The 21,547-nt window shown below is 72.0% G+C and carries 20 protein-coding genes; 8 read left to right on the top strand and 12 right to left on the bottom strand.

All coding sequences use genetic code 11. The annotated features are described in order from the left end of the window. Window positions 1–10 precede the first annotated feature (10 nt). The 4 genes from ACFV2X_RS18335 to ACFV2X_RS18320 all read right to left on the bottom strand — a co-directional run bounded on the left by ACFV2X_RS18335 (window position 11) and on the right by ACFV2X_RS18320 (window position 3,183). Window positions 11–934 carry an LLM class F420-dependent oxidoreductase gene (locus ACFV2X_RS18335; protein WP_385617367.1) on the bottom strand — a complete coding sequence of 308 codons (924 nt, stop codon included), beginning with the start codon at window positions 932–934 and terminating at the stop codon, window positions 11–13. Between the two features lie 18 nt (window positions 935–952). After that, window positions 953–1,426: a DUF6099 family protein gene (locus tag ACFV2X_RS18330; protein ID WP_385617365.1), complete on the bottom strand. Its 474-nt coding sequence runs from the start codon at window positions 1,424–1,426 to the stop codon at window positions 953–955. Between the two features lie 160 nt (window positions 1,427–1,586). Then, the gene (locus tag ACFV2X_RS18325; protein WP_385617579.1) at window positions 1,587–1,901 is read right to left on the bottom strand and encodes a nucleotide pyrophosphohydrolase; all 315 of its coding nucleotides are present in this window, start codon (window positions 1,899–1,901) and stop codon (window positions 1,587–1,589) included. A gap of 112 nt (window positions 1,902–2,013) precedes the next feature. Then, complete coding sequence (locus ACFV2X_RS18320) at window positions 2,014–3,183, bottom strand: AAA family ATPase (protein ID WP_089508629.1); 1,170 nt, start codon at window positions 3,181–3,183, stop codon at window positions 2,014–2,016. Window positions 3,184–3,307: 124 nt separating this feature from the next. Here ACFV2X_RS18320 and ACFV2X_RS18315 point away from each other — a divergent pair, with 124 nt between their 5' ends. Continuing rightward, the gene (locus ACFV2X_RS18315) at window positions 3,308–3,841 is read left to right on the top strand and encodes a hypothetical protein (RefSeq protein WP_385617363.1); all 534 of its coding nucleotides are present in this window, start codon (window positions 3,308–3,310) and stop codon (window positions 3,839–3,841) included. A 228-nt stretch (window positions 3,842–4,069) separates the two neighbouring features. On the opposite strand, the gene ACFV2X_RS18310 is transcribed toward ACFV2X_RS18315, so the two are convergent. The 5 genes from ACFV2X_RS18310 to ACFV2X_RS18290 all read right to left on the bottom strand — a co-directional run bounded on the left by ACFV2X_RS18310 (window position 4,070) and on the right by ACFV2X_RS18290 (window position 8,793). Then, on the bottom strand, window positions 4,070–4,861 hold the full coding sequence (locus ACFV2X_RS18310) for an amino acid ABC transporter ATP-binding protein (RefSeq protein WP_385617577.1): 792 nt from the start codon (window positions 4,859–4,861) through the stop codon (window positions 4,070–4,072). A gap of 5 nt (window positions 4,862–4,866) precedes the next feature. Then, window positions 4,867–5,907: an amino acid ABC transporter permease gene (locus ACFV2X_RS18305; RefSeq protein WP_385617361.1), complete on the bottom strand. Its 1,041-nt coding sequence runs from the start codon at window positions 5,905–5,907 to the stop codon at window positions 4,867–4,869. A 93-nt stretch (window positions 5,908–6,000) separates the two neighbouring features. Beyond that, window positions 6,001–6,936 (bottom strand): ABC transporter substrate-binding protein, encoded by a 936-nt coding sequence (locus ACFV2X_RS18300; protein ID WP_385617359.1) that lies wholly within the window; start codon window positions 6,934–6,936, stop codon window positions 6,001–6,003. Window position 6,937: 1 nt separating this feature from the next. Continuing rightward, window positions 6,938–7,771 (bottom strand): nitrilase-related carbon-nitrogen hydrolase, encoded by an 834-nt coding sequence (locus ACFV2X_RS18295; protein ID WP_385617357.1) that lies wholly within the window; start codon window positions 7,769–7,771, stop codon window positions 6,938–6,940. Window positions 7,772–7,818: 47 nt separating this feature from the next. Next, complete coding sequence (locus ACFV2X_RS18290; protein ID WP_385617355.1) at window positions 7,819–8,793, bottom strand: hypothetical protein; 975 nt, start codon at window positions 8,791–8,793, stop codon at window positions 7,819–7,821. Window positions 8,794–8,988: 195 nt separating this feature from the next. On the opposite strand from ACFV2X_RS18290, the gene ACFV2X_RS18285 reads away from it, so the two are divergent. Next, window positions 8,989–10,380, top strand: a complete 1,392-nt coding sequence (locus tag ACFV2X_RS18285; RefSeq protein WP_385617353.1) for an aminotransferase class I/II-fold pyridoxal phosphate-dependent enzyme — start codon at window positions 8,989–8,991, stop codon at window positions 10,378–10,380. Between the two features lie 109 nt (window positions 10,381–10,489). Here ACFV2X_RS18285 and ACFV2X_RS18280 read toward each other — a convergent pair whose 3' ends face one another. Then, window positions 10,490–12,133: an MFS transporter gene (locus tag ACFV2X_RS18280; protein WP_385617351.1), complete on the bottom strand. Its 1,644-nt coding sequence runs from the start codon at window positions 12,131–12,133 to the stop codon at window positions 10,490–10,492. Between the two features lie 190 nt (window positions 12,134–12,323). On the opposite strand from ACFV2X_RS18280, the gene ACFV2X_RS18275 reads away from it, so the two are divergent. Then, window positions 12,324–12,983: a TetR/AcrR family transcriptional regulator gene (locus ACFV2X_RS18275; RefSeq protein WP_385617349.1), complete on the top strand. Its 660-nt coding sequence runs from the start codon at window positions 12,324–12,326 to the stop codon at window positions 12,981–12,983. A gap of 10 nt (window positions 12,984–12,993) precedes the next feature. Continuing rightward, window positions 12,994–13,791: a DUF2993 domain-containing protein gene (locus ACFV2X_RS18270; protein ID WP_385617347.1), complete on the top strand. Its 798-nt coding sequence runs from the start codon at window positions 12,994–12,996 to the stop codon at window positions 13,789–13,791. Between the two features lie 25 nt (window positions 13,792–13,816). Here the strand turns inward: ACFV2X_RS18270 and ACFV2X_RS18265 are convergent, their stop codons facing one another. Next, window positions 13,817–14,461 carry a TetR/AcrR family transcriptional regulator gene (locus ACFV2X_RS18265; protein WP_385617345.1) on the bottom strand — a complete coding sequence of 215 codons (645 nt, stop codon included), beginning with the start codon at window positions 14,459–14,461 and terminating at the stop codon, window positions 13,817–13,819. 16 nt (window positions 14,462–14,477) lie between these two features. Next, a complete protein-coding gene (locus ACFV2X_RS18260; protein ID WP_385617343.1) occupies window positions 14,478–15,113 on the bottom strand; it encodes a TetR/AcrR family transcriptional regulator in 636 nt (211 codons plus the stop codon). A gap of 135 nt (window positions 15,114–15,248) precedes the next feature. Here ACFV2X_RS18260 and ACFV2X_RS18255 point away from each other — a divergent pair, with 135 nt between their 5' ends. The 4 genes from ACFV2X_RS18255 to ACFV2X_RS18240 are packed head-to-tail and all read left to right on the top strand — an operon-like array spanning window position 15,249 to window position 20,968. Further along, on the top strand, window positions 15,249–16,379 hold the full coding sequence (locus ACFV2X_RS18255; protein WP_385617341.1) for a VOC family protein: 1,131 nt from the start codon (window positions 15,249–15,251) through the stop codon (window positions 16,377–16,379). A gap of 43 nt (window positions 16,380–16,422) precedes the next feature. Then, entirely contained in the window at window positions 16,423–17,361 is a 939-nt protein-coding gene (locus tag ACFV2X_RS18250; RefSeq protein ID WP_385617339.1) for a fumarylacetoacetate hydrolase family protein, read from the top strand. Further along, window positions 17,358–18,947 (top strand): bifunctional 3-(3-hydroxy-phenyl)propionate/3-hydroxycinnamic acid hydroxylase, encoded by a 1,590-nt coding sequence (locus ACFV2X_RS18245; RefSeq protein WP_385617337.1) that lies wholly within the window; start codon window positions 17,358–17,360, stop codon window positions 18,945–18,947. The genes ACFV2X_RS18250 and ACFV2X_RS18245 overlap by 4 nt, the downstream gene beginning before the upstream one ends. Then, a complete protein-coding gene (locus tag ACFV2X_RS18240; protein WP_385617335.1) occupies window positions 18,944–20,968 on the top strand; it encodes an acetoacetate--CoA ligase in 2,025 nt (674 codons plus the stop codon). The genes ACFV2X_RS18245 and ACFV2X_RS18240 overlap by 4 nt, the downstream gene beginning before the upstream one ends. Window positions 20,969–21,547 lie beyond the last annotated feature (579 nt).

The raw sequence follows: 21,547 nt of genomic DNA, 5'->3' as shown, positions 1-21,547 counted from the left end.
TGCGTGGGGTTCAGCTCAGCTGGGCCTGGACCTGCGAGGAGATCAGCTCCAGGTGGTCGAGGTCGTCGAGGTCCAGAACCTGGAGATAGATCCGCGACGAACCGGCCTGCGCATACTGGCCGATCTTGTCGACGACCTCGGCCGGCGAGCCCGCCAGACCGTTCTCCTTCAGCTCGTCCACCTTGCGTCCGATGGCATCGGCCCGCCGGGCGACCTCGGCGTCGTCCTTGCCCACGCAGACCACCAGCGCGTTGGAGTACACCAGGTCGTCGCCCTTGCGGCCCGCGGCCTCGGCCGCCGCCCGGACCCGTCCGAACTGCCGCTCACTGTCCTCGGCCGACGCGAACGGCATGTTGAACTCGTCCGCGTACTGCGCCGCGAGGCGGGGGGTACGGGTCTTGCCGTGGCCGCCGATCAGCACGGGCACCCGGTCCTGCGCGGGCTTGGGGAGCGCGGGCGAGTCGGCGAGCTGGTAGTGCGCCCCGTCGTATCCGAAGGTCTCGCCGACCGGCGTGCGCCACAGACCGGTGACGATGGCCAGCTGCTCCTCCAGTCTGGCGAACTTCTCCGCCGGGAAGGGGATGCCGTACGCCCGGTGCTCCTCCTCGTACCAGCCCGCGCCCAGGCCCAGCTCCACACGGCCACCGGACATCTGGTCCACCTGCGCGACCTGGATCGCGAGCACGCCCGGCAGCCGGAAGGTCGCGGCCGTCATCAGCGTGCCGAGCCGGATCCGCCGGGTCTCGCGGGCGATCCCGGCCAGGGTGATCCACGCGTCGGTGGGGCCGGGCAGCCCGTCGACGTCTCCCATCTTCATATAGTGGTCGGAGCGGAAGAACGCGTCGAATCCAAGATCCTCGGTGGCCTTGGCGACGGAGAGCAGGGTGTCGTAGCTCGCCCCCTGCTGGGGCTCGGTGAAGATTCGCAGGTCCATGGATCCCATCCTGCACTGTCATGCCGCGCCACCCCACTCCAGCACCGTCATGTGCCTGAGCATCCCGTGCACCCGGTCCCTCGCCTCGTCCGCCGCGTCGATCGCCTCGACGCACTGCCAGTACAGCGCCTCCTCGTCTGTATTGGAGGCGACGCCGACCAGCGCGAAACCCGCCTCCGCGAGCAGATCGCCGAGGGCCAGCAACACCTCCCTCGGATCCCTCACCTCGGACAGCTGGGCGGCCCGTAAGCCACCGCTGTGCAAGGCGGGGTGATGCAACGCGGGGTGGAACAGAGCGCCGCGCGCCCTGTTTCCCGCCTCACACAGGCCGCGCGCCTCCGCACGCGCGGCCGCCGGGCCACTCACCACAAAGTGGCCACCGATCGCCTCCGCCAGGGCCTGTATCTGCCAGGCCTCGGCCACGATGTCATGCACGGTCCCGGCCTGCGCCAGAGCGTGCCGCGTGACACCGATCAGCCGCATCGCGTCCATGCCCCGCTCCCCTCATCAACGGACTTCCCGCACCCGTCACTCCTCCACTACCCAGAGTGATGACTAACAGGCAGAAAAGCTAGGGGAATTCAGGAATCTGTTGACAACAGTTGCGTTGTGGATAACTTTTTCACTACAGAGAGTGACGAAACGAAGATCCCTAACGCCTGGTGGCCGGAAAACGGACCTCATTGCGATCGATCTTGGCAGCGAGAGCCGCCAGCGCGTCGATCCCCAACACCTCGCAGAACTGGAGCAGATACGCCAGTACGTCGGCGACCTCGTCCTCGACCCGGGCCGCGCTCCCCGAGTCCTCCATCACCCGTGCCGACTCCTCGGGCGTCAGCCACTGGAAGATCTCCACCAGCTCCGACGCCTCGACGCTCAGTGCCGCGGCCAGGTTCTTGGGCGTGTGGTACGGCTGCCAGTCGCGCGCCGCGGCGAACGCGGCCAGCCGAGCCTGCAGCGCCCGCACATCCCGCCCCTCGGCCCGCGACCCCTCAGCCTGCGACCCCCCGACCGCCGACTCCCCGGCCTGCGCCCCCTCGACCTGCGACTCCCCGGCCTGCGCCTCATCAAGCTGCGACTCATCGGGCTGTCGGTACTCTCGTGCCTCGTTCACACCCCAGGTGTACCACTGTCGCCCCAGCCGCCTCCTCCGCGCCCGGCAGATCCGCCACCGGCGGCTCCGCCACCGTCCCCACCAGCCGGATGTGCCCCCGTGCGCACATCCGCGCCGCGACCCTCAGCAGCGCCCGCGCCTGCCGCCGGTCCAGGCACCGGTCGAACCCGTCGGCCAGCACCGTCAGCACCTGCCGCGCCGAGAGCACATCCGCCGCCGGGTCCATCTCCAGCACCCCCGGCCCGGTGAGCAGCACCAGCGCGAGCGCGATATAGCGCAGCTCCCCGTCCCCCAGCCGCTCGACGGGCATCGCCCCCAGCTCCCCCTGCGCCAGCAGGGCCCGCACCACCCCGCCCGCCGGCCCCTCCGTGACCAGGTCCTCCACCGGCCCGGTGCATCCCGCCCGCACCGCCGCGACCAGCGCCGCATGCCGGGAGCCGCACTCCCGGCTGGTACGCCGCAGCACCGCCGCCAGGTTCTCGCAGCCGCCGCGCAGCCGCCCGTCCCGCGGCGGCGCCGGCGCCCGCATCCGCTCCGGGCGCGGATCGCAGACGAAGACGGACCGCAGCGCGACGACGACCTGCTCGGCGGCGGCCAGCGCGAGCCGCTGCCCCTCGGTCTTGCCCGCCACCCGCAGCGGCAGCAGCGCAGTGGCCAGCCGGTCGTCGGGCAGCGGGGCGCGGGTGACCGCGACCGCCCCCGCCGTATGCCAGGCGGCCTGCACCCGGCGCCGCCCCGGGTCGCGCAGCGCCGTCTCCAGCAGGGTCTCCCCCGCGCCCGTCATCCGCTCGCCCACGATCCGCAGCTCGGGCTCCGCCTGCACGGCCACGTCCAGCCGCACCGGCCCGACCGGGCCGTCCACCGTGCAGCCGATCCGGAAGCCGCGCCGCCCCTGCCCGTCCGGCCGGGCGCGCCGCGGGATGTACCCGGCGGGGTCGCGGAAGACCTCCTCCAGCCGCTGACCACCCGCCAGGCGCGCGAGCGCCGCGTACGCCTCCAACACGCCGGACTTACCGCTTCCGCTCGGCCCGGCGAACAAGGTCAGCGGCCCCAGGGGAAAGGCCGCGCGGCAGTGCGTCTTGAAGGCCGACAGCCTCAACTCCGTGACGACCGGCCGCAGTCCGGATGCGCTCATGCCCGGGAACGTATCTCCCGCGCCGCACCGCCGAACCGTTCCGTCTTCCGTATCTTCCTAATCTTCCTACGATCGGGCGATAGTGGCCGCCCGCCTGACATGACGAACCGAGGAGCTTCGCACCGTGGCCGACAGCACGTTCTGGATCGCCGCCCTCACCGGCGGCACCGCCGTCCTGGCCAGTTGGGTCACCAGCCGGGGCAACACCCGGGCCGCCCGGATCCAGGCGGACACCGCGGCACGGGCCCAGCAGTCGGAGCGGCGGCGCGAGAGCAGGCGCACGGCGTACCTCGATCTGATCGAACACGCCCACCAGAACGTCGAGGTGTACTGGGAGGTGTCCGCCGCCCAGCGCACCGCCGACGCCGAGCGCCGGGCCGCCGCCCTCGAAGAGCTGGTCGAGCGGGAGCTCGACCAGTACGGGAAGCTGCGCCGGCGCGTGCGCGTCGTCGAGCTGGAGGGACCGCCCGCCGCGGCCACGGCGGCGAACGCGCTGCAGAGGGCGACCGGACCGTTCCACCGGGCCCTGCGGGACATGCGCTCCGACTCCTCCGCCGACCCCGAGGCCGTACGCCGCTTCGAGGCCGCCTACCGGCCGTTCTGGGCCGCCCTCACGGACTTCGTCGACGCGGCGCGGGACGCCCTGCGCGAGGAGTGACGGATGCGGCGGGCAGGCGGGCGGCCAGGGCCCCTTCGCCGCAGGCGAGCGGAGCCTGGCCGCCCCGAGCGGCAAGGTCACTCAACGGAAACGAGGTTGGGCTTTGACCTGGCTCTCATATGGCTTCAGAAAGTGTTTTGCGCACGAGAAGTGGTTGAGTGGCGTTCACGCCTTCGCCCCGTGACGGGAATCCCGGCACGGGGCGAAGGCGGGCGCGGGGGCGCCCGCTCACAGGAAGCGGCTGAGGAACGCCCGGGTGCGCGGGTTGGCCGGGTTGTCCAGGACTTCCTCGGGGGTGCCGCTCTCGACGATGCGGCCGCCGTCCATGAAGACCACCCGGTCGGCGACCTCCCGGGCGAAGCCGATCTCGTGGGTGACCACCAGCATGGTGAGGCCGCCGCGCGCCAGGTCCCGCATGGTGGCGAGGACTTCGCCGACCAGTTCGGGGTCGAGGGCGCTGGTCGGCTCGTCGAAGAGCATCAGCTTCGGCCGCATGGCCAGGGCGCGGGCGATGGCCACCCGCTGCTGCTGGCCGCCGGACAGCCGGCGCGGGTAGGCGTCCGCCTTCTCGGCGAGACCCACCTGTTCCAGCAGCCGCAGCGCCGTCTCCCGCGCCTCAGCCTTTGGCATGCCCAGGACGCCCACCGGGGCCTCCATGACGTTGCCGAGGACCGTCTGGTGCGGGAACAGGTTGAAGTGCTGGAACACCATGCCGATGTCGCGCCGCTGCCGGGTCGCCTCGCGGGGCCGCAGGTGGTGGACGCGGGAGCCGGCCCGGCGGAACCCGATCAGCTCGCCCTCGACGTGGACGGAGCCGGAGTCGATCCGCTCCAGGTTGTTGACGCAGCGCAGGAAGGTGGACTTGCCCGAACCGGACGGGCCGAGCAGCACCACCACCTCGCCCGAGTGGACCTCCAGGTCGATGCCCTTGAGGACCTCTATATGTCCGAACCGCTTGTGCACCTGGTGCGCCCGCACCATCGGCCAGGTGGTGGCCGGGTCCGTCGCCTTGGTCGTCATCGTCGTCATGAGGGGGTCTCCGATACGGGTTCCGTCCCTGCCTTGCGTACCCGTGCCGTACGGCGGCGGAAGAGCGCGAAGTCCCAGAAGCTCTGCGGGGAGTTACGGCTGCTGCCGCGGGCGTAGTAGCGCTCGATGAACGACTGCCCGACGTAGAGCACGGAGGTCATGACCAGGTACCACAGGCAGGCCACGACGAGCAGCGGGATGGTTTCGAAGGTGCGGTTGTAGATCGACTGCGCCGTGTACAGCAGGTCGGCGAGGGCGATCACGCTGACCAGCGAGGTCGCCTTGAGCATGTTGATGACCTGGCTGCCGGTGGGCGGCACGATGAAGCGCATCGCCTGCGGCAGCACGATCCGGCGCAGGATGCGGGCCCGGCCCATGCCGAGCGCGGAGGCGGCCTCGGTCTGGCCGTGGTCGACGCCGAGCAGACCGCCGCGCACGATTTCGGCCATGTACGCGGCCTCGTTGAGGCCGAGGCCGAGGATGGCGGCGAGCCAGGGGCTGATCAGGGTGTTGGTCTCGGCGCTGATGAACTCGGGGCCGAACGGGATGCCGAAGGAGATCCGGGGCAGCAGCGCCGAGAGGTTGTACCAGAAGATCAGCTGCACCAGGACCGGGATGCCGCGGAAGAACCAGACGTAGGCGCCGCAGACCGTGCTGAGCACCCGGTTCTCCGACATGCGGCCCACCGCGACGAAGACGCCGCCGACGGTGCCGATCGCCATGGCCACCACCGTGAGTTCGATGGTGGTGGCGATGCCCTGGCCGAATACCTGCGCGCCGAAGTAGGCGCCCACCGTGCCCCATTCGAAATTGGGGTTGGTGATCAGGAAGTGTCCGAGCTGGGCGGCGAGCACGGCCAGGACCACCACGGAAAGCCAGCGCAGCGGATGCCGTACGGGAACGGCGTGGGCCACGTCCACGGGGTGGTCGGGGGCGTGCGGGTGCTCCGTCCGTTCCTTGACGGCGACGACCGCCGGGGGGTGGTCCGGGGAATCCGGGGTGTGGTCCGCGGAGTCCGGGGAGGGGGCGGTGGCCATGGCGGCTCACCTCCTTTCGTAAGTCATCCTTCGTAAGTCATCCGTCGTGAGTCAGCGGCGTGAGTCAGCGACGTGAGTCATCCGGCGCCGGGGCTAGGACTTGGCGAGGTTGACGCCCGCCTGCTTGAGCTCGTTTTCCTTGAGCCCCCACTTCTGCATGATCTGGTCGTAGCTGCCGTTGTCGATGAGCTTCTGGATGGCCTTGAGCAGGACGTCGCGCAGCGGTCCGTCCTTGGGGACGACGGCGCCCTGGTAGAGGTCGTCGAACCCGTTGGACTGCCCGGTGCCCGCCAGCTCCAGCTCTCCCTTGGACTGCTGCACGAAGTACGTCAGCGGGGCCTGCGAGGAGAAGAACGCGTCGGCGCGGCCGGACTTCACGGCGAGGATGGAGGACGGCTGGTCCTTGTACGACTGGACCTGGACGGCGGCCTTGCCCTTCTTCTTGCACGCGTCGGACTGCTTCTTGATGACGCCCTCGGCGGAGCCGCCGGCCATGACCGCGACCTTCCGGCCGCAGGCGGTGTCGAGGGAGGTGATGTTCTTCGGGTTGCCCTTGGGCACGGCGAAGACGACGAACTCCCGGACCCAGTCCACGAAGTCGTTGGCGCCCTGCCGCTCCTTGAAGTCGCCGATCGGGCCGATGGCGAAGTCGTAGCGGCCGGCCTTGATGCCGGTCAGCTCGCTGGGCAGCCCGTCCGCCGTCACATGCTCGATGGTGACGCCGAGGACCTTCCCGAGCGCGGCCGAGAGGTCCGCGGAGGCCCCGGTGAGGTTGTGGCCGTCGGAGCCGGCGATCTCGTACGGCGGGAAGGAGCCGTTGTTGACCGACACCAGCTTTCCGGACTTGCGTGCCTTCTCGGGCAGCTGGCCGTGCAGTTCCTTGTCCTCGGTGAGCTGGGACCCAGCCGCGGCGGCCGTCTTCTCGCTCGCCGCGCCGTCGGCCTGAGGCGGGTTGGCGCCGCAGGCGGCGAGCAGGGCGGTGCAGGACAGGGCGGCGCCGGCGGCGAGGGCGAGTCGTCTGGGGGACATATCAGGCTCCGAGGGGAAGGGTGCCGAGGGGAAGGGTGCCCAGGGGACGGACGGTCGGGTCGACGGCGAACCGCCGGTTGGCGAGGACGGGGAGGGTGGAGCGGGCGGCGGCGGTGACGCCCGGGTCGGCTTCGGCCCAGGCCAGGCCCTGGCCGGTGGCGAGCCGGGCGCGCACGGTGCCGAGCGGGTCGACGATCAGGCTGTTGCCGATGTTGCGCGGGCCGGACTCGCCGCTGGCGGCGACCCAGCAGGTGTTCTCCAGGGCCCGCGCGGCGATCATGACCTCCCAGTGGCGTTCCTTGGCCGGGCCGCGCACCCAGGCGGCCGGGAGCGCCAGCACCTCGGCGCCCGCGTCGGTCAGCAGCCGGGCCAGCTCCGGGAAGCGGACGTCGTAGCAGGTCATCAGGCCCACCTTGGTGCCGGCCACCTCGACGACGACAGGCGGTTCGTCGGCGGGGCGGACGTTGGCGGACTCCTGGTCGCCGAAGGCGTCATAGAGGTGGATCTTGCGGTAGCGGGCGATCAGCTCGCCCGCGCGGAGCACCACCAGGGTGTTGAAGACCCGGCCGTCGTCGGAAGGCTCGTGGATGCCCACCACGATGGTGGTGGGGCTGTGCGCGGTGGCGGCGGCCAGTTCGGTGACGAACGGGCCGTCCAGCGGCTGGGCGACCTCGCGGATGCGGTGGCGGTCCTCGGTGAAGCGGGCCAGGACGCCCTCGGGGAGAACGAGCAGTTCCGCGCCGCCCCGGTCCGCCTCGGCGGCGAGGTCGAGGCACGCGCCCAAGTTCTCCTTCCAGTCGGGGCTCGCGGCGAACTGTCCTACGGCGATGCGCATGGTGCTCCAGAAAGTCTCGGTCGGTGAGGTGGGCAGGGCCGACGGCGTCACGCGGCGGGGGCGACGGCAGCGGACGGCAGCGGGAAGACGACGGCGGGGTCGATGGGCTCGGGCGCGATGCCCTGCGCGTACAGCTCCTCGCAGAAGGCCCGGGTCATCGCGGCGTTGTTCTCGGTGCCGTACGGCATCCAGTCCGCGCCGAAGACCTCGGCCGACTCGGTGAGGGAGTGCAGCAGCCAGGGCGTGGTGTCGGCGAGCAGCCGCCGCCGCTCCAGCCAGTGGCACTTGGACGCCTCCAGGCCCGCGAGAAGGGCGGCGGGAAGCTCCGGGTGGGCCTCGACGACTTCCTTCTTCAGCGTCACCAGGTGGATCCCGGGCACGAACCCGGTGGCCGCCCAGTAGGCGCGCTCCGCGGCCGGGTGATCGTCGAGCAGATGCCGGAAACGGCTGTCCGGGGTGAAGAACTCCGGCGGCATGAAGGGGGTGAGGATCGCGTCCAGCCGCCCCTCGGCCAGCTCCCCGACCAGCGACTCGCCCTCGGCCATGGCTGACACGTGTCGCGGCAGCGGACGGTCTCCCAGCCGCTCCTTGCCGACCTCCCCGGCGGCCAGCGGCCCCACCCGCCACTCGATACCGGCCAGGTCCACGCCAGCGGCCCGGATCAGCGCCCGGGTCCAGGTGTTGCCGGAGTCGGGCCAGCCGGTGAGGCCGACCCGGGCACCGGCGAGCCGGTCGAACGAGCGCAGCGGGCTGTCGGCGCGCACCAGGACGCAGCGGTGGCGGAAGCCGCGCATCACGAACGCGGGCAGGCCGACCAGCCGGTCGTCGCCCGCCGCGCGGGCCCGTACGTAGCGGCTGAAGGAGGTCTCCCCGCCGTCGAGGCCGGGCTCGGCGAGCACGTCGGGGGTGACGTCCCGCGCGTCGATCTCGACCCGGAAGCCCGGCACCTGCACCCGCCCGGACATCAGCGGCACCAGGTGGTCCCAGTCGCGGAGTCCCAGACGGATCGTGGGCGATGACACAGCACGCACTCCTAGCGGTTGGTACATGACACGCAAAGCTCGCTCATGACGCACTTGACGCACATGGCTTGTTTTCATCCATGCAATGACCGGCAGGCTATTGTTCAGAACAGAGGTCAAACAAGATCTAGTTTGTTACTGAACATAGTTTTTCCGTGTCGTGACCTGTGGGCGCAGAAGTGGGGGAACGAGCTGGTGAGCGACGGAAACGGCAGGGTCGAGGGACCGGGCGGCAGCTGGCCGACCAGCAGGCTGGCGGGGCACATCAAGGACGCGAGCGCCCGCGGCATCGCGGTCGCCATGACCGATCTGATCCGGTCAGGGGAGCTGGCCCCCGGCAGCTCGCTGCCCACCGTGCGGGCGCTGGCCGGTGAACTGGCCGTCAGCCCCAGCACCGTGGCCGAGGCGTGGGCGGTGCTGCGCCGGCACCGGATGATCACCACGCTCGGCCGGCGCGGAAGCGTGGTCAGCGGCCCCCCGTCGGTCCCGCACCCGGTGCGCTACGAACGCGTCGGCGACTTCGGCACCCATCTCACCCTCGACCTCGCCGTGGCCGCACCGGACCCCGCCCTGCTGCCCCCGCCGGCCGACGCCCTGCTCGCCGGGGCGCGCACCCCCCTGCTCAACGACTACTCCCGCACCGCCATCACGGACGGGCTCCTCGACGCCGTGCGTGACACCTGGCCGTTCGCGCCCGAGGCGTGGATGGCCGTCGACGGCGGCTACGCGGGCGTACAACTGCTGTGCCAGGCGCTGATCGTCCCCGGCGACCGGGTCATGGTGGAGGACCCCACGGCGGCCCGCCTGCTGGACATCCTCGAAGCCCTCGACGCCCAGGTCGTGCCGGTCGCCTGCGACGCCGAAGGCCCGCGCACCGACGCGCTGGCGCGCGCCCTCGACCAGCGCCCCGCCCTGTTCCTGCACCAGTCCCGGGCCCAGGCCCCCTGCGGCTGGACGCTCAGCGAACAACGGGCCGCCGCCCTCGCCGCCGTCCTGGAGGACGCCCCGAACGTCACCGTCATCGAGGACGACGGCATCGGCCCGCTCGCCACGCGCCCGGGCGCCAGCATCGGAACGCACCTCCCGGGGCGCACCGCCCTGGTCCGCTCCTACTCCAAGGCGTACGGGCCCGATCTGCGCCTGGCCGTGGTCGGCGGCCCGGGGGAACTGGTCGAACGCGCCCGCGTCCTGCGGACCTTCGGCTCCGGCTGGACCAGCCGCATCCTCCAGGACGCGCTCGCCCACCTGCTCACCGACGCGGCCACCACCCGCCGGGTCCAGGAGGCCGCCGAGCGGTACGGGCTGCGCCGCGGCGCGCTCGCCGAACGGCTCGCCGGGCTCGGCGTGCCCACCCTCAACCAGGACGGCCTCATGCTCTGGGTGCCCGTGGCCGACGAGACCTCCGCGCTGGTCACCCTGGCCGCCCGGGGCGTCACCGTCTCACCGGGCGGCCGCTTCTGCGTCTCCTACTCCCAGCCCCACATACGGGTCGCCACCAGCAGGCTCTCCGAAGACCCGGCCACCCTGGACGACACGGCCGCCCTGCTCGCCCTGGCGGCAGCGGCCACGGCGGACCATCTGCGCTGAGCCGAAAACGCCGGGCCGAAAACGACGCCGCCCCCGTTCGCCCGGCCTGGGAAACGGCCGGGCGAACGGGGGCGGGCGGGGCGGGCGGGAATCCTGGGGTCGGGGCGGATCAGCGGACGGCGTCGGCCCGCTCCTCTTCGTACCGTTCGTACGCCTCGTCCGGGTCGGCTTCCGCCGCCACCGGCGCCTCCTGGCTGTGCTTGCCCGCGGCCTTGCGGGCGGGCAGGACAGCGACGACGACCAGGGTTCCGGCGGCCATGATGATGGCGCCGATCAGACTGGTGTGGGCGACGGCGTGGGCGAAGGACTCATGGACCGCGCCGACCAGGGCCTGGGCCTGCTGGGGGCCGCCCTGCGGGTTCTTCGCGACCTGCTCGGCGACGGCGAGGCCGCCGCCCGCCGAGTCCTTGGCGGTGTCCAGCGCGGCGGCCGGGAGGTGGCCGCCGACCAGGTCGGTCAGCTTGTCGCGGTAGGCGGTGCCCAGCAGCGAACCGAGGATCGCGATGCCCAGGGAGCCGCCGAGCTCCAGCGCGGTGTCGTTGGCGCCGCCGCCGACGCCCAGCTCCGACTCGGGGAAGGAGCCCATGATGGTGTCGGTGGCCGGGGACAGGCTCAGGCCGATCGCGAAGCCGAGCAGCAGCAGAGGCGCCAGGAAGTCGGTGTACGTCGAGCCCGACTCGATCCGCGTGAGCAGCAGGACGCCGACCGTGCCGATCGCCATACCGGTCCCCACCACGAGCTTCACGCCCAGCTTCGGGGCCAGCCGCCCGGTCACCGCGGCGCCGACGAAGACGGCTCCGGCCAGCGGCAGCAGTCGGACGCCGGTGTCCAGCGCGTTGTAGCCGAGGATGAACTGCAGGAACTGGGTGGCGTAGTAGATCGAGCCGAAGGTGCCGAAGAAGAAGAACAGCACAGCGAGCATCGAGCCGCTGAAGAGGCGCTCCTTGAACTTGCGCACGTTCAGCATGGGGTGCGGGTGGCGCAGCTCCCAGGCGACGAAGGCCAGCAGGCCGACGCCGGCGACCACGGCCGCGGCGATGGGGCCGGTGCCCCAGCCGAAGTGCGGGCCCTCGATGGTCGCGTAGACCAGGCTGCCGACGGAGACGATCGAGAGCAGACCGCCGACGAAGTCGATCCCGCCCATCTTCTCGGCCTTCGACGGCGGCACCAGAAGCAGTGCGCCGACGACGCCGAGAACCGCGATGGGGACGTTCATCAGGAAGGTGGAGCCCCAGGCGTGGTCCTGCAGCAGCCATCCGGCGGCCAGCGGACCGGCGGCGATGGCGAGTCCTGAGGTGGCGCTCCAGGCCGTGATGGCCTTGGCCCGCTCCGCCTTCGGGAACATCGCGACCAGCAGGGACAGGGTGGCCGGCATCACGACGGCGGCGCCGACGCCCATGATCGCGCGGGCGGTGATGACCAGGCTGGTCTCATCGACCAGGCCGCCCATCACCGAGCCGCCCGCGAAGATCAGCAGGCCCAGGATCAGCGCGCCGCGGCGGCTGTACTTGTCGCCGATCGAGCCGAGTACGAGCATCAGCGCGGCGTAGGGGACGGTGTAGCCGTCGATGACCCACTGCAGGTCACTGCTGGACAGGCCCAGGTCCCAGGTCATGTCCGGCGCCGCCACGATCAGCGATGTGTTCGCCATGACGACGATCAGCAGGCTCAGGCACAGCACCAGGAGGGCCCACCAGCGCCGTGGATAGGGCGCCGTCATCTTCTCGGCGGGCGTGTTGGCAATGAGCGGCATCAATAGCTCCTCGGGGCGAAGCGGCAGAGGTGAGAGGGGATGCGCGGGCGCGGCCGCGACGCTGCGGGCGGCACTGCGGGCAGTTATTTGCCCAACGATGTGCAGACTAGTTTGTTGCCCATCGATGTGCAAATATCGAGGCGCCCTCCCCACCATCGGCACCGACGACCCCATCGACCGGAGGTCCGACATGACCAGCCCACGCGCCGACGGCCCCGGTCACCGCCGGACGCGGCCCACCCGGGCCCGCATCCTCGAAGCGGCGAGACAGGAGCTCGGCCGCGATCCCGACAGCAGCCTCAGCGATATCGCCGAGGCCGCCGGCGTGGTGCGCCGTACCGTCTACGCGCACTTCACCGGCCGGTCCGCGCTGATCGAAGGGCTCGCCGCGGAAGCCGCGGAGGCGCTACGGCACGCCCTGGCGGCCGTGGCGGTTCCCGGTGCCGACGCCGATCGCGACCCCGATGCCGGCACCGCGCTGGCGCGGTTCGTCCTCGCCCTGTGGCCCGTCGGCGACCGCTTTCGCACGCTGCTGAGACTCGCGCCCCAGGACCTCAGGACGGGGCGCAAGGACGAAATCCTCGCCCCTGCCCGCGATATGGCCGCGGCGATCATCGAACGCGGGCAGCGGCAGGGCGTCTTCCCGACCGGCGTCCCGCCCGCACCGCTCAGCAGAGCGCTCGAAGCGTTTCTGCTGGCGCTCCTGGAGTGTGTGAACGCCGGGAGTTGGCGCGACGACGGCACGCGCGCCGCGACGGCCGCCCTGATCGCGGTGGGGGTGGACGGCGGCCTCGCCGCCGCACAGGTCCGCGAACTCAGCCGCCCCGCGTCCGAAACCCCGCACGCATGAGAGGAACCCCATGTACCACTACCAGCACGACGACGAGCCCCTGTACCGGGAACCCCATGTCCAGGAGCAGTACGAGCACGCCGCCGGGTACGCGAGCCCCCCGCCCCCGGCCCGGCGGCGCAAGGTCATCGCCGTCGCGTCGCTGGCCGCGCTGCTGATCGGCGGTGTCGTGGTCGACCGGGCCGCCGCGGCCCGCGCGGAGAGCCGTACGGCCAAGGCGTTCCAGGAGGGCATGGGAACCCCCGAGCGGCCATCGGTGCACGTCAGCGGCTTTCCCGTACTGACGCAGCTGGCCCGGGGCAGCCTCCGGCACGTCGACGTCACCGCCCATGACCTGCCCGCCCGGGGGACGGCCCGGCCGCTGCCGGTGGCAAAGCTGACCGTCGGCCTGGACGGGCTGAAGACCTCGGGGAGCGCCGACGACGCCCATACGCGCAGCGTCGAGGCGACCGCCCTCCTGTCGTACGAGGACGTCTCGAACGCCCTCGGCCTGGATGTCTCGGCGGACGACGAGCCCGGCCGGATCGATGCGACGGTCAGTCTGCCGCTCACCGGTGAGGTGACCGTGAGCGCGGCCGTGTCGGCAGCGGTTGGCAACCGCATCGCCTTCACAGACGTACGCGTCACCCGGGGCGAGCTGATCCCTCCCGCGAAGGCGCTGCTCGACAGGGCGCTGCGCGAGCCCATACCGCTCCGGAACATCCCCGAGGGGCTGCGTCTGCGGTCGGTTACCGCCACGGAGAGCGGGATCAGCGCCCGCTTCACCGGCAAGGCGGTCACCTTCCGCCCCGGTGCGACGTCCGCGTGATCCCCTGGCAGCGTCCGGTACGCGCTCAGCCGTCGGCGGCTTCGGCCCGCGCCTCCGCCGCCACGCCCTCGACGGTCGCGGTCGCCGCCGGCTCCGATACGCCCGCGGCGAGCAGCGTGGCCACCGCGGTGCGCGTCCCGTCGTCGTCCCACGTCCCGGTGTTGACGCTCTCCAGCAGGGAGAGGGTCAGGGCCTCCAGGGCGGCACTCAACACAGCCGCGGGCAGATGGTCGTGGAACACCCCGGCGCGCTGGCCCCGCTCGAGGATGGCGGTGGCCTCGTCGCGGGCCGGGGCCAGGATCTCGGACACCCGTTGCGTGCCCAGGTCTTGGCGGGCGAGCGAGAGGAGCAGCCGGTAGCGGTCGCCCACGGGCCAGATCGACAGGACGAACCGGGCCAGGGCGCGCTGGGGCGGCTCCCCGGTGTCAGGCGCTCGGCTCACGGCGCCCCGCAGGGCCTCGGACGCCTCCTCGGCAAGGGCGTCCAACAGAGCCGCGCGGCCCGGGAAGTGGCCGAAGAGCGTACGGCGGACGACACCGGCGGCGCGCGCGATCTCCTCCAGGGTCACATCGGGGTTCCGGCCGAGCTCCTGCCGGGCGGCGGCCAGGATGCGGGCGCGGTTGGAGCGCGAGTTGCGGCGCATCGGTTCGCGGATGACGGGCTTGGGCACGGCGCTCACCACGTTGTCAGTCGAGTTCGGGCAGTGGGCGACGGGCGACGTCGCGGGCGTCGTCCGGCGGGACGCCAAGCATCCGCAACAACATCTCGGCCAGATTCGACGCGGCCTCGTCACCGTCGAGTTCCGGGCGGGCGAACCGCAGCTCCACGAGCGCCAGCAGCGAGCCGCCCAGGGCGGTCACCGCGACGGTCGGGTCAGCGATGGCGAACCGGCCGGAGGCGACGCCGGCCTCCAGATCACGTACGGCGCGCGGGGCGAGACCTGAGGCGGACTGGATGTGGCTGAGGCCGCGGTGGCGCAGGACCTGCATCAGCTCGGGCCGGGAGTCGGCGAGGCGCGCGCTGAGGCGGAAGCCCGCCGCGACGAGTTCCGCCGGGTCGTCGATGCCCTCCAGGCGCTCGTCGAAGGTCTGGCCGAGCTCTTCGAGCGCGTCCCTGACCGCCGCGTCGAACAGCTCCGCCTTCGACTCGAAGTGGTTGTAGAAGGAGCCGAAGCCGACGTCCGCGCGCTCCGCGATCGCCTGGATGCTCGCGCTGGTGTCCCCGGTCTCGGCGAGTACCTGCCGAGCCGCCCGGACGAGCGCCTGGCGGGTCTCGGCGCGACGCCGTTCGAATCGGTTGCGGGGCGGGGCTGACGTCGGCATACGCGTGAGTCTAGCAACGGTGATCGCGACGCCACAGTTCTGATGACTTCTTCACTTTACTCAACATCGCCATTGACGATTGAAGAGTCAATGCTGATGATTTCATCATTACGGCAATGTTGCTTGGAGGACACCATGTCCAAGACCAGCGTCAGAACGGCCCACCAGGACCTCCACAGCGAACGGGGCGCCCTGCGCGGCGAACACCCCGGGCGGTCCCGGAACCCCGTGATCAAGGTGGCCGACGTCGCCTGGCTGGAGTTCGAGAAGCCCGACCTGGACCGGGCCGAGGTCTTCGCCCGCGACTTCGGATTCGCCGTCGCCGCCCGCACCGAGCGGGAGCTGTGGCTGCGGGGCACCTTCGCGGGCCCGCCGTGCATGGTGATCCGCAAGGGGTGTACGTCCCGATTCATCGGCCCGGTGTTCCGCGCGGCCGAACGGGCCGATCTGGACCGGCTCGCCCGCGCGACGGGGACCTCCGTACGGGACGCGGACGTGCCGGGCGGCGGAAGCGCGGTCGACCTGCTCGACCCGTCCGGCCTCCCCGTACGCGTGGTGCACTGCGGCGAGGAGCTGCCGGCGCTGCCCGAACAGCAGGCCCTGCTGCTCAATTCCGGCACCGATCAGCGCCGTACGAACGCCACACAGCGGCCGCCGCGCGAGCCGTCCCGTATCCAGCGGCTGGGCCATGTGGTGCTGGAGACCCGCGTGTTCGCTCGGGCCCTGGACTGGTACCTGGACACGCTCGGCATGATCGTGTCCGACTTCCTGTTCCTGGACGGGCAGCGCGGGCGCGGCCCGACGATGGCGTTCATCCGCTGCGACCAGGGCGGTGTGGCCGTCGACCATCACACGCTGGCCATCCATCTGGGGCCGGGCAACGGCTATGTCCACTCCGCCTACCAGGTGACCGACCTGGACTCGATCGCCGCCGGCGGGGAGTACCTGGCCGAGCGCGGCTACCGGCGCAGCTGGGGCATCGGCCGGCATATCCAGGGCAGCCAGCTCTTCGACTACTGGCGCGACCCCGACCACTTCATGCTGGAGCACTTCGCCGACGGCGATCTCTTCTCCTGCGACCTCGAGCCCGGCTGGGCGCCCATGTCGACCAGCGGGCTGGCCCAGTGGGGGCCGCCGGCCACCCGCGACTTCCTCGGCGCCAGCCCCTCCCCGCGGCGGATCCGCGAGGTCGTCCAGGCCCTGCGCGGCGAGAGCGAGATGGACCCGGCGCGCCTGGTGGGCCTGCTGAAGGCCATGAACTCCTGACCCCTTCCCCCCTTCATGGATCCCCCATCGCAAAGGCAATGACATGAGCACCAACGTCCTGCGCACCGCCGACGGCTGGTGGGTCGTCCTCGGCGACCGCGCCGTCCCCGTCGACACCACGGCCGTCACCACCGCCGAACTGCTGGCCGACCGGGCCGCCGTCAAAGAGGCCGCCGCCTCCGGCGCCCCGGGCACACCGGTCGCCGACCTGGCCGCCCTCTCCCCCGTCACCGCCCCCTGCCGCGTGGTCGCCCAGATGGTCAACTACCGCAGCCACGCCCGCGATTCGGGGTTCACCGGCGATATCCCGCCCGCCTTCTTCCGCAAGGCGTCCGGCTCGGTCAGCGGCCCGTACGAGAGCGTCGTCCGCCCGCGGCATGTGCGCTTCCTGGACTACGAGATCGAGCTCGGCCTGGTCATGGGCGCGCCCCTCCCGGTCGGCACCGTCGTCGAGGAGCGCGACCTCCCCGCCCATGTCGCCGGGCTGGTGATCACCAACGACGTCAGCGCCCGTGACGTACAGCTGACGAAGACGCAGTTCTACGAGAGCAAGTCGTACCCCACCTTCACCCCGGCCGGGCCCTATCTCACCCTGCTGGAGCCGGACGAGTTCACCCGCCTCCTCGATCTGCGGCTGCGCTTGTCCGTCAACGGAGATCTGCGCCAGGACCGCACCCTCGCCGATATGATCGTCCGCCCGGCGCAGGCCCTGACCCTGCTGGCCCGCTTCCAGGCCCTCGACCCCGGCGATCTGCTGCTGACCGGCACCCCCGGCGGCACCGCCCTGAAAGCCCCGCCCAAGCCGGTCGAGAAGATCGGTGCGCTGCTGCCGCCCGCGGTGAAGTGGAAGGCGTTCTTCAAGGGCCAGGCGAAGAATCCGCGCTATCTGCGGCAGGGCGATGTGGTGACCGCGACCATCGCCACCCCGGACGGCCGCATCGACCTCGGCGAGCAGCGCACCCCCGTGACGGACGCGCCATGAGCACCCCCGTGGTGATCGTCGGAGCCGGGCCGGTGGGCGTGACCGCCGCACTCCTGCTGGCCCGGCGGGGCGTACGGAGCGTCGTCATCGAACGCCACCGGGACGTCTACCCGCTGCCGCGCGCCGTCGCCACCGACGACGAGGTGCGCCGCATCCTCCAGGCGGCGGGCGTCCAGGAGGAGTTCGCCGCGATCGCCCGCCCCGCGCGGGGGCTGCGGCTGCTGGACGCCCGGCACCGGGTGATGGCCGAGTTCCCGCGCACCGCGCAGGGAGCCCACGGCTTCCCGCAGACCAGCATGTTCGACCAGCCCGAACTGGAGCGGGTGCTGCGCGACGCCCTGGCCCGCGCCCCGGAGTGCGAGCTGCGCGGCGGGGCGGAGGTGGTCGGCGTCGAGCAGGACGGCGACGGCCCGGCCCGCGTGACGTACCGCGACGACGAGGGTGAACACCTGCTGCGGGCGGACGCCGTCCTCGGCTGCGACGGCGCGAACAGCCGCGTCCGCGACGCCATCGGCGCCGGATGGGAGGATCTGCGGTTCGAGGAGCGCTGGACGGTCGTCGATGTGCGCACCAGCCTCCCGGTCCGCTGCTGGGAGGGCGTCGAGCAGATCTGTGATCCACGGCGGCCGGCGACGTTCATGCGCATCGGCGAGGACCGCTACCGCTGGGAGTTCCGGCTGCCGGACGAGGGCGAGGCGGAACCGGACCATGAGCGGCTGCGGGAGCTGGTCGCTCCATGGGTGGATCTCGCGCACCCCGCCGACTTCGAGGTGGTGCGGCAGGCGCAGTACACCTTCCGGGCACGGATCGCCGACCGCTGGCGCCTCGGCCGCGTCTTCCTCCTCGGCGACGCGGCCCATCTGACCCCGCCGTTCATCGGGCAGGGGCTGTGCGCGGGCCTGCGCGACGCCCACAACCTCACCTGGAAGCTCGCCCGCGTCCTCCAGCAGGGCTCGGGCGAGCGGCTGTTGGACACGTACGAGTGCGAGCGCAAGCCCCACGCCCGCCATATGATCCGGCTCGCGGTCGCCATGGGCTGGGCCATGACCGGCGGCCAGGACGGCGCCGCCGCAGTCCGCCGGGGCGCCCTGGGCGCGGCCGTGCGCGTCCCCGGTCTGAGCGCGGCAGCCGCCCGCGACCTGAGTCCGGCCCTGACCGCCGGCCCGCTCGTACCCCGTCGCGCCTTCCCCCACAGCCGCGCCCTCGTGGGCCGCTTCTGCCCGCAGCCGTGGGTGGCCGCCGAGTGGCGGCGCGTCCGCCTCGACGAACTGCTCGGCGACTCGTTCGCCGTGCTGACCGCCGTACCGCTGTCCCCCTCGCTGAAGGCGGTGGCCGACGGCCTCGGCGCCCGGACCGTCCCCGTGGCCGGTCTCGGGGACGACGGCCGCCTCGCCGACTGGCTGCGCCACGGCCGGGCGGACGCCGTGCTGCTGCGGCCGGACCGCGTCGTGATGGACGTCGTCCCGTCCGGCGGCCGCGACTTCACGGCCACGGCCGACTGGGCGGCCCTGCTGCACACCGCACGAAGCCCCCATCCTTCCCCATGGACCGACCGGACAAGCCTGTTGAGGAGCGCGACGCGATGAGCACGCCGTACCCGGAACCGTTCTTCACCCCCGCTCCGGAGGCCGCCGCCACCAGCCGCATCGCGGAGTTCGCCCGCCGCGTCGGGGTGGACGGCTCCGACTACGCCGCCCTGCACCGCTGGTCGGTCACCGATCTGGAGGGCTTCTGGGGCGCGGTGTGGGAGTACTTCAACATCGCAGACTTCGCAGATATCTCAGACAGCGCCGCGGACACCCCGTACGAGCGGGTCCTGGCCGAGGAGACCATGCCCGGCGCCCGCTGGTTCCCCGGCGCCACCCTCAACTACGCCCACCACGCCCTGCGCGACCTCGGCGACGACGACGTGGCGATCGTCGCCCTCGACGAGACCGGCGCCGGGTACGAGGTGACCGGGGCGCGGCTGCGCTCCCAGGTCGCCTCGGTGGCCGCGACCCTGCGCGACCTGGGGGTGGGGCCGGGCGACAGGGTCGTGGGCTATCTGCCCAACACCCCGCACGCCGTCGTCGCGTTCCTGGCCGCCGCGAGCCTGGGCGCCGTGTGGTCGGTGTGCGGGCAGGACTACGCGCCCAGGGCCGCCGCCGACCGGTTCGGCCAGCTCGAGCCGACCGTACTGGTCGCCGCCGACGGCTATCTCTTCAACGGCACCACGCACGACCGCCGCGAGGCCGCCCTCGAACTGGTCCGCGCGCTGCCGACCTTGAAGGCCACGCTGCTGGTGGACCACATGGGCCTGCCCTGGCCCGATGCCGCCGCCCCCTGTCCGGTGGTGCCGTGGGAGGACGCGGCCACCCGCTCCGAGGAACTGGTCTGCGCGCCCGTGCCGTTCGACCACCCCCTGTGGGTCGTGTTCTCCTCCGGCACCACCGGTCTGCCCAAGGGCATCGCCCACAGCCACGGCGGCGTACTGCTGGAGCATCTGAAGACCCTCGGTCTGCACTCCGACCTCGGCCCCGGCGATCGCCTGCTGTGGTACACCACGACCCACTGGATGATGTGGAACCTCGTCGTCTCCACACTGCTGACCGGCGCGACCACCTGCACCTACGACGGCAGCCCGGCGCCCTCCGCCCGCCCGGACGTGCTGTGGGAGCTGGTGGCCCGGCACCGCGTCACGGTCTTCGGCACCAGCCCCCAGTATCTGCTGGGCATGGCCAAGTTCGGCATCGACCCGTCCGTACACGACCTGTCGTCCGTCCGCGTCGTCGGCTGCACCGGCTCCGCCCTGCCGGCCTCCGCCTACCCGTGGGTCCGCGACCACGTCGGCGACCGCGTGCTGCTCGCGTCCATCAGCGGCGGCACCGATATCGTCTCGGGCTTCGCCGGCAGCGCGCCCACGACCCCCGTGTGGGCGGGCGAACTGTCGGCCCCGCACCTCGGCGTGGCCCTGGCCGCGTACGACGCCGAGGGTCGGCCGGTCGTGGACCAGGTCGGCGAGCTGGTCGTCACCCGCCCCATGCCCTCCATGCCGCTGTACTTCTGGAACGACCCCGACGGCGCCCGCTACCGCGACGCCTACTTCTCCTGCTATCCGGGCGTCTGGCGGCACGGCGACTGGATCACGGTCACGGGCCACGGCTCGGTCGTCGTCCACGGCCGCTCCGACTCCACCCTCAACCGCAACGGTGTGCGCCTGGGCAGCGCCGACATCCACGACGTGGTCGAACGCCTCCCGGAGATCGCCGAAGCGCTCGTCATCGGCGCGGAGGAGCCGGACGGCGGCTACTGGATGCCGCTGTTCGTGGTCCTGGCGGCCGGGGTGACGCTGGACGACGGTCTGCGCGAGCGGATCAAGGAGGCGGTCCGTACGGGCGCCTCACCGCGCCATGTCCCCGACGAGATCATCGACGTACCGGTCATTCCGCACACCCGTACCGGCAAGAAGCTCGAAGTCCCGGTGAAGCGGCTGCTCCAGGGCGCGCCCGTCGAGCAGGTCGTCAATCCGGCCGCGGTGGACGCCCCCGAACTCCTCGGCTACTACGCCCGGCTGGGAGCCGACCGCCGTAGCCAAAGCCTCAGTCGTCGGGAATCCCCGGGCCGCTGAGGGCCTGACTTTGTCGACGACGGTCCGTGCGGGCGTAGTGGGAGAGCTCGCGAGTGCGGACCGGGTCGATGGGCAGATCTCGGACGGCGGCGATCGCGATGGAGTGGTGGCGTTCGTTGACCCGCAGGAAGCGGATCTGCGTGTTCGACTCCGCGCAACGTTCGCTTCCTGGGTGGTGCCCTCGACGGCGGGGACGGCTTGACTCGTCGTTGGCTTCGCGGGTGCAGGTGCGCTCTGCGGGTGGGTGCGCTTCGCTCCGCGCCGCCTGTGCGCCGCCTCGCGGCATTCGGCTCGCACGGGTGCGGCTTTCGTCGTCCTGCGGCAGACACCATCGGGCCGCCATCACCGCAGGCACTCCAATGGCCGCAGGCCAGCAGCCCGCAGTGCGCGGCGCCAGGTTCCAGCGTCGTCAGCTCGGCGCGGTGGTACAAGGGGCCCAAAGCGGCCCCTGGACCCCGCCCCCGGTAGCACCCTCCAGCGCGAATGCGGGCATCGTCCCGGTTGCTCGCCGTGCGCGCCGGAGGGCACTACCGCCTGTTGGTCGGCTGATGCCGGATGGGGTACGGGCAGGCTGGGGCA

The organism is Streptomyces sp. NPDC059679 (genome assembly GCF_042734105.1).
Lineage (GTDB): Bacteria > Actinomycetota > Actinomycetes > Streptomycetales > Streptomycetaceae > Streptomyces.
The sequence above is the reverse complement of the archived record's forward strand: the minus strand, read 5'-3'. Positions and strand labels throughout refer to the sequence as shown.

Excerpts from the sequence above, each read along its gene's own strand:
- ACFV2X_RS18335 (WP_385617367.1), bottom strand. The coding sequence starts at position 934 with ATGGACCTGCGAATCTTCACCGAGCCCCAGCAGGGGGCGAGCTACGAC.
- ACFV2X_RS18330 (WP_385617365.1), bottom strand. The coding sequence starts at position 1,426 with ATGGACGCGATGCGGCTGATCGGTGTCACGCGGCACGCTCTGGCGCAG.
- ACFV2X_RS18320 (WP_089508629.1), bottom strand. The coding sequence starts at position 3,183 with ATGAGCGCATCCGGACTGCGGCCGGTCGTCACGGAGTTGAGGCTGTCG.
- ACFV2X_RS18310 (WP_385617577.1), bottom strand. The coding sequence starts at position 4,861 with ATGACGACCAAGGCGACGGACCCGGCCACCACCTGGCCGATGGTGCGG.
- ACFV2X_RS18305 (WP_385617361.1), bottom strand. The coding sequence starts at position 5,907 with ATGGCCACCGCCCCCTCCCCGGACTCCGCGGACCACACCCCGGATTCC.
- ACFV2X_RS18300 (WP_385617359.1), bottom strand. The coding sequence starts at position 6,936 with ATGTCCCCCAGACGACTCGCCCTCGCCGCCGGCGCCGCCCTGTCCTGC.
- ACFV2X_RS18295 (WP_385617357.1), bottom strand. The coding sequence starts at position 7,771 with ATGCGCATCGCCGTAGGACAGTTCGCCGCGAGCCCCGACTGGAAGGAG.
- ACFV2X_RS18280 (WP_385617351.1), bottom strand. The coding sequence starts at position 12,133 with ATGCCGCTCATTGCCAACACGCCCGCCGAGAAGATGACGGCGCCCTAT.
- ACFV2X_RS18275 (WP_385617349.1), top strand. The coding sequence starts at position 12,324 with ATGACCAGCCCACGCGCCGACGGCCCCGGTCACCGCCGGACGCGGCCC.
- ACFV2X_RS18270 (WP_385617347.1), top strand. The coding sequence starts at position 12,994 with ATGTACCACTACCAGCACGACGACGAGCCCCTGTACCGGGAACCCCAT.
- ACFV2X_RS18260 (WP_385617343.1), bottom strand. The coding sequence starts at position 15,113 with ATGCCGACGTCAGCCCCGCCCCGCAACCGATTCGAACGGCGTCGCGCC.
- ACFV2X_RS18255 (WP_385617341.1), top strand. The coding sequence starts at position 15,249 with ATGTCCAAGACCAGCGTCAGAACGGCCCACCAGGACCTCCACAGCGAA.
- ACFV2X_RS18250 (WP_385617339.1), top strand. The coding sequence starts at position 16,423 with ATGAGCACCAACGTCCTGCGCACCGCCGACGGCTGGTGGGTCGTCCTC.
- ACFV2X_RS18245 (WP_385617337.1), top strand. The coding sequence starts at position 17,358 with ATGAGCACCCCCGTGGTGATCGTCGGAGCCGGGCCGGTGGGCGTGACC.
- ACFV2X_RS18240 (WP_385617335.1), top strand. The coding sequence starts at position 18,944 with ATGAGCACGCCGTACCCGGAACCGTTCTTCACCCCCGCTCCGGAGGCC.